The sequence below is a fragment of the Ochrobactrum sp. MYb379 genome (genome assembly GCF_037479515.1).
Lineage (GTDB): Bacteria > Pseudomonadota > Alphaproteobacteria > Rhizobiales > Rhizobiaceae > Brucella.
In genome coordinates, this window is record NZ_JBBGYW010000018.1 from 25,665 (window position 1) to 38,686 (window position 13,022).

Sequence of the window (13,022 nt, forward strand, 5' to 3'; positions counted from 1 at the left end):
TATTTATATTATAGATGTCAAACGAAATCTAAAAGGAGGCTAATATGAGAGTGAGCCGCGTACAGGCCGAAGAAAATCGTAAAACAGTGATCAACGTCGCCAGCCGGCTGTTTCGAGAAAAGGGTTTTGACGGGATTGGCCTGAAGGACCTCATGAAAGGTGCGGGCTTAACGCAAGGCGCCTTCTATAAGCAGTTTACGTCTAAAGATAACCTTGCCGCATTAGCCTCTCGGCGCGCTATGGAAGATGCAACCCGCAGGTGGTCTGCAGCTGCGGCAGAAAATTCAGACCCTCTGGAGGCTATTATTGAGTTCTATCTTTCGTCCGGTCATCGTGGCGAAAAAGCTGACGGTTGTCCTTTGGTTGCCCTGGGAGCGGACGCTGCGCGTCAAAGCAAAGATGTCCGACAACCATTCGAGGACGGAATCAGAGCTCATTTCGAGGTTTTGGACGAATTGATGCTCGAGACCGAAAGGTCAAACCCAAGCGGCAAGGCAATTGCGATTTTGTCCCTTATGGTAGGTGCCGTCACAATCTCACGCCTCATCGAAGATGAAAACTTGTCGCAGAATGTCCTCGACACGGCCGCTAACGAAGTGAGGCGCATTGCGTATGGTGAAGGAGATGACGGATAATATGAAGATTGCGCCCATAGATGCGAGCAGGTTTTATTAATTGGTCCAAGTGATGGGCCAAAGCGGCTCTGCAGGCCGGATACGGTACCAGTAGCGCTATTTAAGCCCGAACAAAAACTACATGTTCTAAGAACTGCTCCCGGCCCGGTTCTCGCCCGGCCATGCGGAACATACTAATTTCAAAAAACAAAGGTGGAAACCTATGCGTAGGATCGTTGTAACAGGAATGGGAGCTGTCAGCCCCCTTGGAGCGACTGCTGGTATTTCCTGGTCGCGCCTACTTACAGGACAGAGTGGTGTACGGCGACTGGGAGATGATGTCGCCGCTGATATTCCATCTAAGATCGGCGGAGTGGTCCCTTCAATCATGGATGATGCTGAAGGCGGCTTTGACCCGGATACAGTCCTTTCTCCCAAAGACCAACGAAAAGTCGACCGATTTATCATCTTCGCACTCGCCGCAGCTGAAGAAGCGCTTGCTCAAGCAAAGTGGAAGCCAGCTTCAAATGAAGACAAACTGCGGACTGCAACAATTATCGCGTCTGGCATAGGCGGGTTTCCCGCAATAACCGAGGCAGTCCGCACCGTCGATCAACGCGGTGTCCGCCGTCTTTCGCCCTTCACGATCCCATCGTTTCTCGTCAACCTCGCAGCGGGGCAAGTCTCAATCCGTTATGGATTCAAAGGTCCTCTCGGTGCCCCTGTCACGGCATGCGCTGCAGGCGTTCAGGCTATCGGCGATGCTGCCAGGATGATCGGGGCGAATGAAGCAGATATTGCACTTTGCGGCGGGACGGAAGCCTGCATAAGCAATGTTAGTCTTGGCGGCTTTGCCGCAGCACGATCACTTTCAACCGGCTTCAACGACACGCCGAACAAAGCATCAAGGCCCTTTGATGCCTCTCGAGATGGTTTTGTTATGGGCGAAGGCGCGGGATTGCTGGTTATTGAGGCGCTCAGTCATGCGTTGGCGCGCGGTGCGACACCGATTGCCGAACTCGTCGGATATGGAACAACAGCCGACGCACACCATATCACCTCTGGCCCAGAGGATGGCAATGGTGCACGTAGAGCTATGGAGATCGCTATTGCTCAAGCTGGAATAAAACCAGGCGACATCGGGCATCTGAACGCGCATGCCACCTCGACGTTGGTTGGCGACCTAGGAGAAATCAGAGCTATCAGGAGCGTTTTTGGCCCTAACAACGCACTTGCTATCAGTGGAACAAAATCCGCGACAGGTCATCTGTTGGGCGCTGCTGGGGGGCTTGAGGCAATTTTCACAATTCTGGCGCTAAAGGATCAGGTCGCACCACCAACACTCAACTTAGATAACCCGGATCCAGAAGCCAGTGGCTTCACCTTTGTATCAAACCAATCGCGCCAGATTGACACTGAATACGCAATATCCAACGGTTTCGGGTTTGGTGGGGTCAACGCCAGCGTAATTTTCAGACGTTGGTCCAGTAACAACAACCGCTTATATCCAATATAAATTACCCGAGTTCAGGAAGAGCCAGTCAAGTATGCTACTATATTGCTGACTGGCTACTCTACTGCGTGCTTCCCTTCACAACGCCGAAATTATGGTAGTAGAACATTACCTTGTACGGCTAAGACCAGCTTTGATTAGCGGCGAGCACCATATGAGCAACGTTAATAGCGCAAGTCCCCCTGCTATCGGACGATCGACAAACGTTAGCCAATTGCCACCAGATTTCATCATTGAACTCAAAAAATTTTGCTCCAGGAGGGGGCCTAAAACAACTCCGAGAACAAACGGCGCAAGCGGAATCCGAAAGGCCTCAAATGCAAACCCGATAACACCAAACGCCAATGCCACACCGACGGCGCTCACTGTGTTTTCCATTGCAAATGCACCAACCAGACAGAAGATAAATATTATCGGCATCAATATGCTAAGACGTACCATCAGCATCACGCGGCTCAGCCGTATCGCCACCCAACCAAGGGGAATAAGTAACAAATTAGCGAGAAAGAATGCGCCAAAGATTGCATATACGATGGCGGGGTTGTTCAAAAAGATCGTCGGTCCAGGATTGACACCCTTCATAAACAAGACACCGATGATGATGGCTGCGATGGCATCACCGGGGATGCCGAAAACAAGCGACGGAATAAAACCACCGCTTACAGCAGCGTTGTTGGCAGCACCCGCGGCAGCTAACCCCTCCGTTGATCCTTTACCGAACTTTTCTGGTTCACGTGCAAAACGCTTAGCCAGAGAATATGAAATCCATGCCGCAATGTCTGCGCCAGCGCCGGGCAATATTCCGAGTATTGTTCCTAGAATATTTCCCTGAGCAACAGCCCGACGCTCTTTCCAGAGTAGTCTGGCCTGACCTTCGAACACACCTTTAATCGCCTTCTGTTCAAGACGGACCGTAGGCTCTTTACGAGCGTAGTATCGAAAGACTTCGGCAATAGCAAAAAGTCCAATCATGATTGGAACAAGAGATAAACCGCCGATGAGGTTATGATTTCCAAATGTAAAACGTGGTACGCCGCTAATTGGGTCAATGCCAATGGTAGCGGTAAAAAGGCCAAGAGACAGGGATAGGACGCCTTTAACCCGCGATGACGAAATCATGAAGGCAGTTGTCGTAAGGCCTAAAAGACAAAGCCAGAAATACTCGTAAGACGAAAAGCGCAACGCGATCATTGCCAATGGCGGTGCCAATGTGGCCAGAATGAGTGCACCGAAAAGGCCACCTATCGCTGAGGCCAGAAGGCAAAGACCCATAGCGACATGGGTTTGCCCCTTTTTTGTCAATGAATGAGCGTCGTCAGTATATGCGGCGGATGCAGGAGTTCCGGGCATTCGCAAGAGAACCGCCGGAATGTCTCCAGCAAACATTGCCATAGCGGCGGCCGTCACCATAGCTGCGATCGCTGGCACCGGGTCCATATAAAACGTGACGGGTACGAGTAGCGCAACCGCCATCGTAGCAGTGAGTCCGGGCAGCGCGCCCATGAAAAGCCCAAAAATACCGGCGGCGAGCTTAACAAGCAAAACTTCGACACTGAACAGAAGACCAAGGCCTGCAATAACATTTTCCATTACAGGTACCTCCCCCACGGGCTAAGAAGTCCGAGCGGGAGCGGAACGAGAAGAATTTTAGCAAAGACGACATAAACTATAATGGATGTCGTTACAGCTATTAGCAGTGCCGGAATAAAACTCACCCGCCCTAAGAGCAAAAGCGTCAATAGAATGAGCGGAGCCAAGATCAGGAAACCGAATTGCTGAGAGTAAAAAACGTAAATTAGCGCAGCTCCAAAGACCACAGCCGGTTTTGCAAAATTACTTAAAGAGTATCGTTCACCCTCTAACTTATCAATCGCCTGCCCGGGTCCAATCAGAGCAAGCCATGTTCCTGCAGCCGCTATAACCATGCCCAGCAAGAGCGGAAAAAAACCTGGCCCATAGGCTATTCGTGTGGCCGCTAATGGCTGGGGTAATTGCATTGCTAAGATAACAACTAATATCCCAAGTAGCGCAAACCCTGCACCCACCAATCTCTGTGTCATATTTGAATCCTTATACACCACACGCCATTGCCGGGCATCGCGCCGGCAGCTGTATCTGGTTAGGGAGCCGATTGTTACTTCCCAGCAACGGCTTTCAGCACGACCTCAGTTTCTTTGTAATGATCACCGAGAAATGTCGTAAAATCAGCGCTATTGAGATAAGTGACGCCAAATCCACGGTTTTGCATTCCTTTAAGGAAGGTTTCGGATTCGACAGCTTTAGCGACCGCTTGCTCGAGTTTGGCAACGACATAAGGATCAAGACCAGCTGGTCCAGCAATCCCGCGCCAAGTTCCTCCCACATAGCTCGTACCAATAGCCTCTTTGGCCGTGGGAATTTTATCGTTAATTGGCAAGCGCTCTGCACTCATCACGGCAAGTGTTTTTACAATTCCGGCATCGGCCATCGAGGTCACTTCTGGCACTGAACACAGGACAATATCAATGCCACCCGAAGCGAGTTCCTGAAGTGCTGCGCCTGAACTCTGAGAAGGGATCAATTTAATCTGGCTAACATCGACACCCTCTCCAAGCAGCATCGAGACAAATGGAATATCCCAACTTGCATTGCATGTTCCACCACACGAGATGTTGAAGGAGGAAGGATTTTCTTTAATGGCAGCGACGAGCGAGCGCAGATCCTGGTATTGAGAGTCGCCAGCAACGTGGATCGCTGAACGGTCCGCATTGAATTGAGCAATGGGTGTGAAGTCATCTGCTTTGAAATCGGCTTGCCCTAGCATAGAAAATTGAGCGATTGGCGAAAGTTGGCCTAGTGTATAACCGTCTGGCGCTGAATTTTTATAAGCTGTATAGCCGACGATACCCGATGCTTGAGCTTGATTGACAACGGTGAAGGGCTGTCCCAGGGTGCGCTCAAGCTCAGCAGCCATTAAGCGAAATGTGTAATCTGATCCGCCGCCGGCACCTGCCACTACCACGAGTTGAACTGGCCGGGTTGGCCATTCTTGTGAATAAACTGGGTTGGACAATATAGCGGTTGCTACAAAACCTGATGCCAATACTTTTGACGAAATCAGTTTAAACATAATTTTCCTCCCACGGAATTCAGGTTGTAATGACAGATACGTCAGCCATCACGAAATTTGTAAACGAGATTAGAACAGTAGGCAGGTCGCACGTCATTGCCCCCACACAACCGTAACAAGGCGTGAATGGGCGTTCGGAATGAACGCCCATGTATGACATTAAGCTTCTTCGTATTTCAGTACATTCTTGAGTTCGCGTTTGATGTTTTCCAACTGCACGGCCGATGTTTGCGGCATCGGCATGCGTGGAAGACCAGCTTCAGTGCCTTGCAGTGCAATAACTGTCTTGATGTTGGCCGGCAGGTTGTCCGCGTAAACCGTGTTCCAGAAGCGAAGCAGCGCTTCATGAATTTCCTTTGCGCGCTTATGATCACCGCGCTGCACTGCATTCCACAATGCTATGCAAACCCCTGGCACAGCTGCTGGATTAGCTGCGATAGTTCCATGGCAGCCAAGCGCAAACGAAGGATAGAGCAAGGCATCAACAGCTGTATAAATTTTACAGCCTGCAGGAATGCCAAGCATCAGATCAGCCATTAGCTTCAAATCGCCTGCACTCTGCTTTACGCCCTGAACGCCGGGCAGTTCTTTCATGAGACGAATGAGCAGTGCCGGGCTTAGATAGTTCCATGGAACGACATTATAGATGATGACGGGAACGTCAGTCGCTTCAGTGAGTGCTTTGAAATGTGCAAATGTGGCTTCTTCATCCGGCTTGAAAACGTAGTGAACAGGTGTCACCTGAAGCCCCTGTACCGACAGGTGCGAGATTTCATCCCTTCAATCGAGGAAGCACAAGCGCTTTCAGGCCTCACGACGAAAGAAGATATTGGACGCTATTTTAATGATCTTGGTGTTCAATGCACTGTGATGACGATGGGCGAGCACGGCGCCTATTATCACCATGTCGACGGCACTCGATTCCACATGCCAGCATTCAACGTCGACGTTGTTTGCACCTGTGGCTGCGGTGATGCTTTCAATGCCGGGTTCGCAGCCGGCATTATCAAGGGACTTAATCCAGAAGAAATGACCCAGTTGGGCCAAGCTTCGTCTGCTCTCAATGCATCTGGTCTGGGTAGTCAAGCCGGTATTGTAGACTTCGAAAGTACATTAGCGTTTCTAGAGCGCGCGCAAGTTAGGAGACCTAACGCGGCATAGATTATATACGGCAGCCGCAAATAAACCCGCCTTATCGCGAGCGAGCGAGATTGCGTGAGTGCTGTTAATCCTCGTAAACTAATCGCCCTACCCGTATGGTATTGCTGACAGCGCACACGCCTGCCTGCCCGGGAAGAAAAGCTCTTGCCAACAGCGGGGGCGTTCGATTTTGGAGTGAACGGAGTGTATTTGCCGACGGATCTTATATTTTTGATTCGAAGTCCGAAACCTTCGTTCACTAAAAGCGAGCATGAACTGATGCGTTGTACGCGTTTTCCGGAGGATTTTGACGCAGAGTCAAGAAAATCGATGGGTTTCAGTGTTCAGATAGAGCTTCTTGCCAATTTTGGCCACCATAAAAGAAGCCTAACACAATAACCTGTTGCTCAGTGACATTGAATGCGATTGTTACTCTGCGTTCAAAACCAATCGTCCGTAGGCCTTCACGGATATCGTTACGTAAAGTGCCGCGCTCGGAAGCGCGGTCGAAACCGAGTACATAACTTTCAAGCCGATCCAGGTAGTCAAGGGCAACATTCGGCGAAGCTCTTTCCGCGATCCAGTCATAAAGAGCCAAAAGATCTGCCTCGGCTTCAGGTGATAAGACTACTGATCTGCAGATCACTTGCGATCTTTCATACGTTCAGCATGTCGTTGACGAACCGAAGCAAAGGCGGAATCAATAGTTATTGCCCGGGAAGGGTCCGATTTCATTGCATCGTAGGATGCCACAACTTCATTGTTTAGCCAGCGTTCAATCACGTCATCTCGTTCTCTCAATGCTCGGATGCCAGCACGTACAACCTCACTGACCGAGGCGTAGTCTCCATTCCTGACTTTCGACTCGATAAAGGCTGCCTGCTCCCTCGGCAAACTTATCGTGCGTTTTTCGATGTTGGCCATTCTTCTTTTCTTTGTAATCGCATCTGTTTCGGTGTGAACAATTCATACCAGAGTTTAGGCTCAATTCAAAGCACATGTTTACATGGTCGCGAGGGATGCACACTATTCAAATACCAGTCAGGTAGTTTTAGTATTGCAATTATCATCTGATACCGAGATAAGAAGACGCTGTACCAGTCCCGCGCATGGGCGTTCGATATTTCCAGAGTGCTAGTCAGAAATATTGGTTCCTTTAAAGCGAGCATGAACTGGCGGTTTTGAAGCCGGGGCCGAACTGGTGGCACGAACCGATCCGTCATGTGTGCTTTCCGGAAGATTTTGACGTAGAGGCAAGAACACGCCCGCATCTTCGGGAAGATTAGTTAGCGATAGCTTCTGCTATTCCCAAGTTTCCTGAGTTTAGAATAAACGTTAGAAGGGGTCGCTAATCCAGTCTTCAAATGCATTCTGTATCCGAATTACAAATACAGTTCCACTTTGTTCAATTTGATAAATAATCAGATGAGCTTTAAACGGGTGAATACGCACAGGTGGAGAGATTTCTCCTCGTTCGCGTGCCATTTGTGGATTTTTGGCAATCAGGTCCAACGTGTTAAACAGGTCCGAATGATATCGTTTGGCCTGTATAGGTCCGAAGATTGCTATGCCGTGCTCCGCAATAGCGATGATGTCTTCTTCCGCCTGAACAGAGAGAATAAATGCCATTAGTTGCGTTTCAGAGATTTTTCGGCATTTGCAATTGCCATAGCAAAGAGATCATCCCGCGAACGAGTTCCCTTGCCACTTTGAAGACCATCGTCAACAAATCGCTGCATTGCTGCGATCTTATCCCCACGCATCTGATCCTTACGGATCAAGTCGCGCACATAGTCGCTCACGTTCGAATAGCGTCCTGTTTTGGCCTGAGCCTCTACCCATTCTTTCATAGGATGAGGGAGCGATACATTCATCGTTGCCATAAAATTCTCCTTCGCTGCAAGCCATATTCACTGATTGGCAAAGTTTGTCAATTTATTCTCCAATCTTCCTTTGCATTGTATGCAAGCCAATTAATTATGATTGCCAGTCAAGCGTGATGGTTCGGATTCAAAACCGTCGAACCCCGTACCAAATGCTTGAGCAAAAAATCTGCGCCAGAAGCCTCGACATAACCATGTGGATACCATGAATATGATAATTGCAGAACAGCCAAGCTACGCTCAGGTCGACTTGAAGAAGATAGCAATGACATCAGCAAACCTTTGCGGAGCGACACGCGGAAAGAAGTGACCACCTTGCATTTCCTGCATTTGAGAATGCGCTATGAGCTGATGCAGTTCTTCAATATGATGAAATGGGATCATGATATCGTCGCGTGCGCCGAGCAAAAGTGTCGGATGATTGACTGTGGCCAGTTCTTGTGACCGACCAAAGTCCAACAACATTGCAATACGTTGCGCAGTTACATTGTATGGCGCAAGATTATCAACCGCGCTGGCAACTGCTGCAAGAAGTTCTGCCTCGTGCGCGGCTATCCATTCGGGCGTATATCCAAAGACATGCGTAAGGTTCTGATATGCCCTCACCTCCCCCTTCTGCATCATTTCCAGACGTGACGAGAACACCGCTCTAAAGCGTGCATCCGGACGTGCCCAGCTTCCGCTTATGACGAGCGACTTGGCCCGCGCAGGCCCATCAAGCGCAATGGTTTGCACGACCGTGCCGCCGGTAGAATGACCGACCAAATGTGCGGCATCAATCTTTTCTACATCCAGAATAGTCAGCACATCATGTGCTATCCGGTTAATTGAATAGCCTTTTTCGGGACGGTCGCTTCGCCCCGCGCCGCGATGATCAACCGTGATAATTTTAAACCCTTTAAGGGCTTTCTCGACACCTCCCCAGAAACGGCCATCCCCGCCCAGACCGGGGATGAGGACAAGCGGCTCACCCTCGCCCTTTACTTCATAATAGAGACGGCAACCGTCATCGGCCAAAGCTATCGACATCTCGCGTTCTTTCTCAATCAGTTGCCCGGCCAAGTGTCGCCGAGGCGGAACCCCGTCGGGAACGGGTCTGTCGGGTCGAGCACATAATTATGGAAAGCAGTGATCCATGCCTGCCCGGTTATCGCCGGGCGAATGGAGGACTGACCGCCACATAAGGTTTCCTCAAGCACGCGCCCAATAAACTCGGTACCAATGATCGATTCATGAATGAATGTTTCGCCAACCGCGATCTGACCGCGCGCATGCATCACAGCCAGTCGCGCACTGGTGCCAGTGCCGCAAGGCGAGCGATCAATACGCCCCGGCGATACAATCACGGCATTGCGTGAACGCTTGACACCATCGCGTTCTTCCAGCGGACCCGCGAAAAGCGTCTGATTAATCGTGTGAATTTCTGGGTTCTCTGGATGGATAGCCGGAAGTTGCTCAGCGGCGGCTTTCTTAATCTGCTCTCCAACTTCAACGAGTTTTGCGGCCTCCGTTTTGTCGACGTTAAAACCGATAGATGCTGCATTGACAAGAACATAGATCATCCCACCATAGGCGACATCAACCGTGATAGTCCCAAGCCCTGGCACATCGACCTTTGCATCCAGCGCGAAAACAAAGGATGGAACATTCTCAAATGTAACGTTCACGCATTTGCCGTTTTCACACTGTGCTGTCACTGGAACAAGTCCAGCTGGAGCTTCCAGCACAAGCTTTGTCTCTGGCTCCTTCATCGGGATCATGCCGGTTTCTAGCAGGGCCGTCACGGTGCAGATTGTATTGGTGCCGGACATTGGCACGTAAAAATCCGACTCCATAATAACGAAGCCAGCATCTGCTTCTGGCTTTGTCGCTGGCAAAACAAGATTGACACATTGCGTTACGCGACCACGCGGTTCGTTCAGTAGAAAATTTCGTAAATCGTCAGACTTGTTTTGAAGATACTGCATTTTTTCAAACATAGAAGCGCCCGGCACGTCGAGGACACCGCCTGTGATCACTTCATTCAATTCGCCTGCAGCATGAACGCCGACAACATTGATCATCTTTGAAAAGCGCATAGCTCAATCCTTCAAGGAAGCGAGTTTAGCAATGGCGTCATTTACGACAGTTTCAACATGCGTGCGGTCGTCACCGACTAAAGGCAATCGCGGTTCACGCACCCATTCCGGTGCGCCATAGACAAGCTTTTCTGCGAGTTTAATGTACTGAACCAATTTCACATGCGTATCGAGATGGAACGCTGGCGTCAGCAAACGATAGAGTTTGCGCGCTTCATCGAAATTGCCCGAAGAAGCGAGGTTGAACAGTTTCACGCATTCGGCAGGCCAGACATTCGTCATACCCGAAACCCAGCCTGTGACGCCCAGTGCAAGGCTTTCGACAATAAGATCGTCTACGCCGCAGAACACTGAAAAGCGGTCGCCGCATGCATTGTAAAGATCGGTGACACGACGGATATCGCCGCACTCTTCCTTGATGCAGACAATCGACGGCGTATCTTCCAACTGTTTAAGAATTTCTGGCGTGACATCCACACCATAAGCAATCGGATTGTTATAGATCATGATCGGCAGGCCACTGCTTGCGGCAAGCGATTTGTACCAGGCCACTGTCTCGCGCGGGTCCGTTTTATAGGCAAGTGACGGGAACGCCATCAGGCCCTGAGCGCCAAGCTTTTCATAATGTCGCGCAGCGACTCCCGCATCGGCTGTTGAAATCTGTGCAAGTCCAGATAACAGCGGCACACGATCAGCGACCACTTCTTTGGCCGCCAGAATAACCTGATCACGTTCCTCTGCCTTCAATGATGCGTTTTCACCCAACATCGGCAAAACAATAACGCCAGAAACCCCATTGGTAATCAACCGATCAATGGAAGCGGCAGTCGCATCAAGATCAAGCGCGCCATCCTGCTTGAGCTTCGTGGTAACGGCCGGAAATACACCTGTCCAACGTGTCATGCTCTCGTTCCCTTCTTTGTGGTTCTTATGAAATTTTCGATAAATGTGGTCATCGCTTCGGGTGTTTCGCAAGGCAAAGCACCCAGCGCTTCGATGTCGGCTTTGACATCCACCGGGAGGCCCGAATTGGAGTCCTCTGGTATCTCGTTGAGCTTTCCGCCAATCAGAACCGGCATATCGGAACCGGCCTCTTTGATTGCTGCCAGCACATCACGCGCATAGCGCAATGCGATACCGTTATAAGTCGAAATGGCGATGAAATCGGCCTTCTCAGCGAGAGCAGTCGCGACAACTGCTTCCGGGTCGGCAGAGGTGCCTCCATCGATAATACCGACCGAACTCATGCCGAGAATGCGCTCGATCAGGTTTTTTCCATGCTCGTGCACATCAGATGACGCAACGCATCCACGTAAACCACTTTCAGCAATGGTGACGCGCGCCGCTTCGGGGACACGTTCGACCCATTCATGCGCACTTTCTTCAAGCTCTTCGACCCATTCGGCTAACATCACCGAACGACGACCGCCCCAGGCTGTCGCATCTTCGTTACCCGCACCATAAAGGCTTTCCAACCGCTTCGGCCCAATACGCCGCAAGGCGAGCATAAGCGCTGCAGCATCATTAATGTTGACGCCCGCTTCTTCAAGACCCGAGAGGACATTCTGACTGAAGCGCTGGCCGGCTTCGATCAGACCATCAGCAGCTTTATCCACCTGTGCCAAGTCAATGAGGCTGGCTGTTGGGATTGCATGTTCAGCCATGCGTGTCGCAAAATTCTGTGCATCGATGATTTCATCAATATCCGGTATGCGCTGATTTTCAGTCACAGGAACTGGATTGATGGCATGTCCTGTATGGATGCGCGCCAAGGCCCAGATATCGGCCTGCAAATAGCTCGCAAGACTTGCGAAATTGCCCGCAGGGCTTGACTTATAGCTCACAGTATTCCCGAAAAGCATGGTGCCCGGCGCATCACTGAATGTTGCTAAAGCCTTGTGGAAAGCCATGCGTACGAGAGGCGCTGTATAATGGTGGCCAAAGCAGTGCGACATACGCCCGCCGATCAGGTTCTCGACGATATGACGTTCAATAAGCACCATACCAAGCGCCGAACTCATGTCAGCGAACAGCCCTGCAAACCCGTCATCCAGATTGGAGTGGACGAGAACTTCTTCATCCTGAGCCGCAATTAAACCAAGCGCTGTAACCGCAGCTTCCGTCGTCGCAACATCATCATCCCAATAAGGCAAGCGGAAAGTGAAATATTGCCCGAGATTGCCGATGGCAGTCGCCCCGGCAGCAAGCGCACCCTTGGTATTTTCAATAGCACCTGGCAAGCCAAGCATAAAGTCGCCAAAATGCGCAGCCGCTGGTGCGGCATTGGTAATTCGCGCAAAGTCCTCGGGCCCGTTCAAAACAATGCCGGTGCCTTTCGGTCTGTCTTTGCGCAAAGCGACCGGATAACCCATCGACCAATCCAGCGTGATACCGAAACGATCGACAGTCACACCGCGACTGGCACAAGTGCCATGCACCTCACCAATCGCTTCAACCGTGCGTTCAACGCTGCGAAAACCGATATGTGCATGTTGCATCATGCGGCCTTCAGCGGCCTTGCGGCGTTTATATTCCGCCTCGCAAGTTACGCTATTTTCGTCGAGAAAGGCATTTCTGCCAACCTGCCAGTCGCGGGAAAGCTTTCTGCCTTCAGCGATAAGATCAGCTCCCGGCTTCATACGTTCAGGGACGAGATCATCAAGAGCAGGCAGAACAGCTTTCATG

Annotated in this window: 15 protein-coding genes; 3 read left to right on the plus strand and 12 right to left on the minus strand. The window is 50.6% G+C overall.

What is annotated here, in order from left to right; translation table 11 throughout:
• Positions 1–44: 44 nt before the first annotated feature.
• Complete coding sequence (locus WH356_RS21060) at positions 45–635, plus strand: TetR/AcrR family transcriptional regulator (protein ID WP_339514339.1); 591 nt, start codon at positions 45–47, stop codon at positions 633–635.
• Between the two features lie 202 nt (positions 636–837).
• Positions 838–2,130, plus strand: coding sequence for a beta-ketoacyl-ACP synthase II (fabF, locus tag WH356_RS21065; RefSeq protein WP_339514341.1), 1,293 nt, complete (start codon positions 838–840; stop codon positions 2,128–2,130).
• Between the two features lie 105 nt (positions 2,131–2,235).
• On the opposite strand, the gene WH356_RS21070 is transcribed toward fabF, so the two are convergent.
• The 4 genes from WH356_RS21070 to WH356_RS21085 all read right to left on the minus strand — a co-directional run bounded on the left by WH356_RS21070 (position 2,236) and on the right by WH356_RS21085 (position 5,977).
• Positions 2,236–3,717 (minus strand): tripartite tricarboxylate transporter permease, encoded by a 1,482-nt coding sequence (locus WH356_RS21070; RefSeq protein WP_339514343.1) that lies wholly within the window; start codon positions 3,715–3,717, stop codon positions 2,236–2,238.
• A complete protein-coding gene (locus WH356_RS21075; protein WP_339514345.1) occupies positions 3,717–4,187 on the minus strand; it encodes a tripartite tricarboxylate transporter TctB family protein in 471 nt (156 codons plus the stop codon). The genes WH356_RS21070 and WH356_RS21075 overlap by 1 nt, the downstream gene beginning before the upstream one ends.
• A 74-nt stretch (positions 4,188–4,261) precedes the next feature.
• Complete coding sequence (locus WH356_RS21080; RefSeq protein WP_339514347.1) at positions 4,262–5,236, minus strand: tripartite tricarboxylate transporter substrate binding protein; 975 nt, start codon at positions 5,234–5,236, stop codon at positions 4,262–4,264.
• Between the two features lie 159 nt (positions 5,237–5,395).
• Entirely contained in the window at positions 5,396–5,977 is a 582-nt protein-coding gene (locus WH356_RS21085; RefSeq protein ID WP_339514349.1) for a dihydrodipicolinate synthase family protein, read from the minus strand.
• On the opposite strand from WH356_RS21085, the gene WH356_RS21090 reads away from it, so the two are divergent.
• Positions 5,924–6,397, plus strand: a complete 474-nt coding sequence (locus WH356_RS21090) for a carbohydrate kinase family protein (protein WP_339514351.1) — start codon at positions 5,924–5,926, stop codon at positions 6,395–6,397. The two genes, WH356_RS21085 and WH356_RS21090, sit on opposite strands and share 54 nt — an antisense overlap.
• Positions 6,398–6,713: 316 nt before the next feature.
• On the opposite strand, the gene WH356_RS21095 is transcribed toward WH356_RS21090, so the two are convergent.
• The 8 genes from WH356_RS21095 to WH356_RS21130 form a co-directional block, all read right to left on the minus strand.
• Complete coding sequence (locus WH356_RS21095) at positions 6,714–7,022, minus strand: type II toxin-antitoxin system RelE/ParE family toxin (RefSeq protein WP_339514353.1); 309 nt, start codon at positions 7,020–7,022, stop codon at positions 6,714–6,716.
• On the minus strand, positions 7,019–7,300 hold the full coding sequence (locus WH356_RS21100; protein ID WP_339514355.1) for a type II toxin-antitoxin system ParD family antitoxin: 282 nt from the start codon (positions 7,298–7,300) through the stop codon (positions 7,019–7,021). The genes WH356_RS21095 and WH356_RS21100 overlap by 4 nt, the downstream gene beginning before the upstream one ends.
• 411 nt (positions 7,301–7,711) lie before the next feature.
• Positions 7,712–8,005 (minus strand): type II toxin-antitoxin system RelE/ParE family toxin, encoded by a 294-nt coding sequence (locus WH356_RS21105; RefSeq protein WP_339514357.1) that lies wholly within the window; start codon positions 8,003–8,005, stop codon positions 7,712–7,714.
• Positions 8,005–8,259, minus strand: a complete 255-nt coding sequence (locus WH356_RS21110) for a type II toxin-antitoxin system ParD family antitoxin (RefSeq protein WP_151093985.1) — start codon at positions 8,257–8,259, stop codon at positions 8,005–8,007. The genes WH356_RS21105 and WH356_RS21110 overlap by 1 nt, the downstream gene beginning before the upstream one ends.
• 240 nt (positions 8,260–8,499) lie before the next feature.
• Positions 8,500–9,288 carry an alpha/beta fold hydrolase gene (locus tag WH356_RS21115; RefSeq protein WP_339514362.1) on the minus strand — a complete coding sequence of 263 codons (789 nt, stop codon included), beginning with the start codon at positions 9,286–9,288 and terminating at the stop codon, positions 8,500–8,502.
• A gap of 17 nt (positions 9,289–9,305) precedes the next feature.
• On the minus strand, positions 9,306–10,337 hold the full coding sequence (locus WH356_RS21120; protein ID WP_339514364.1) for a proline racemase family protein: 1,032 nt from the start codon (positions 10,335–10,337) through the stop codon (positions 9,306–9,308).
• A gap of 3 nt (positions 10,338–10,340) precedes the next feature.
• On the minus strand, positions 10,341–11,240 hold the full coding sequence (locus tag WH356_RS21125; RefSeq protein WP_339514366.1) for a dihydrodipicolinate synthase family protein: 900 nt from the start codon (positions 11,238–11,240) through the stop codon (positions 10,341–10,343).
• A complete protein-coding gene (locus WH356_RS21130) occupies positions 11,237–13,021 on the minus strand; it encodes a cobalamin-dependent protein (protein WP_339514368.1) in 1,785 nt (594 codons plus the stop codon). The genes WH356_RS21125 and WH356_RS21130 overlap by 4 nt, the downstream gene beginning before the upstream one ends.
• Position 13,022 lies beyond the last annotated feature (1 nt).

What these genes read in the sequence shown, in the direction of transcription:
- WH356_RS21070 (WP_339514343.1), bottom strand. Translation starts at nt 3,717, where the DNA reads ATGGAAAATGTTATTGCAGGCCTTGGTCTTCTGTTCAGTGTCGAAGTT.
- WH356_RS21120 (WP_339514364.1), bottom strand. Translation starts at nt 10,337, where the DNA reads ATGCGCTTTTCAAAGATGATCAATGTTGTCGGCGTTCATGCTGCAGGC.
- WH356_RS21105 (WP_339514357.1), bottom strand. Translation starts at nt 8,005, where the DNA reads ATGGCATTTATTCTCTCTGTTCAGGCGGAAGAAGACATCATCGCTATT.
- WH356_RS21100 (WP_339514355.1), bottom strand. Translation starts at nt 7,300, where the DNA reads ATGGCCAACATCGAAAAACGCACGATAAGTTTGCCGAGGGAGCAGGCA.
- WH356_RS21075 (WP_339514345.1), bottom strand. Translation starts at nt 4,187, where the DNA reads ATGACACAGAGATTGGTGGGTGCAGGGTTTGCGCTACTTGGGATATTA.
- WH356_RS21130 (WP_339514368.1), bottom strand. Translation starts at nt 13,021, where the DNA reads ATGAAAGCTGTTCTGCCTGCTCTTGATGATCTCGTCCCTGAACGTATG.
- WH356_RS21090 (WP_339514351.1), top strand. Translation starts at nt 5,924, where the DNA reads ATGTGCAAATGTGGCTTCTTCATCCGGCTTGAAAACGTAGTGAACAGG.
- WH356_RS21080 (WP_339514347.1), bottom strand. Translation starts at nt 5,236, where the DNA reads ATGTTTAAACTGATTTCGTCAAAAGTATTGGCATCAGGTTTTGTAGCA.
- WH356_RS21125 (WP_339514366.1), bottom strand. Translation starts at nt 11,240, where the DNA reads ATGACACGTTGGACAGGTGTATTTCCGGCCGTTACCACGAAGCTCAAG.
- fabF (WP_339514341.1), top strand. Translation starts at nt 838, where the DNA reads ATGCGTAGGATCGTTGTAACAGGAATGGGAGCTGTCAGCCCCCTTGGA.
- WH356_RS21110 (WP_151093985.1), bottom strand. Translation starts at nt 8,259, where the DNA reads ATGGCAACGATGAATGTATCGCTCCCTCATCCTATGAAAGAATGGGTA.
- WH356_RS21115 (WP_339514362.1), bottom strand. Translation starts at nt 9,288, where the DNA reads ATGTCGATAGCTTTGGCCGATGACGGTTGCCGTCTCTATTATGAAGTA.
- WH356_RS21060 (WP_339514339.1), top strand. Translation starts at nt 45, where the DNA reads ATGAGAGTGAGCCGCGTACAGGCCGAAGAAAATCGTAAAACAGTGATC.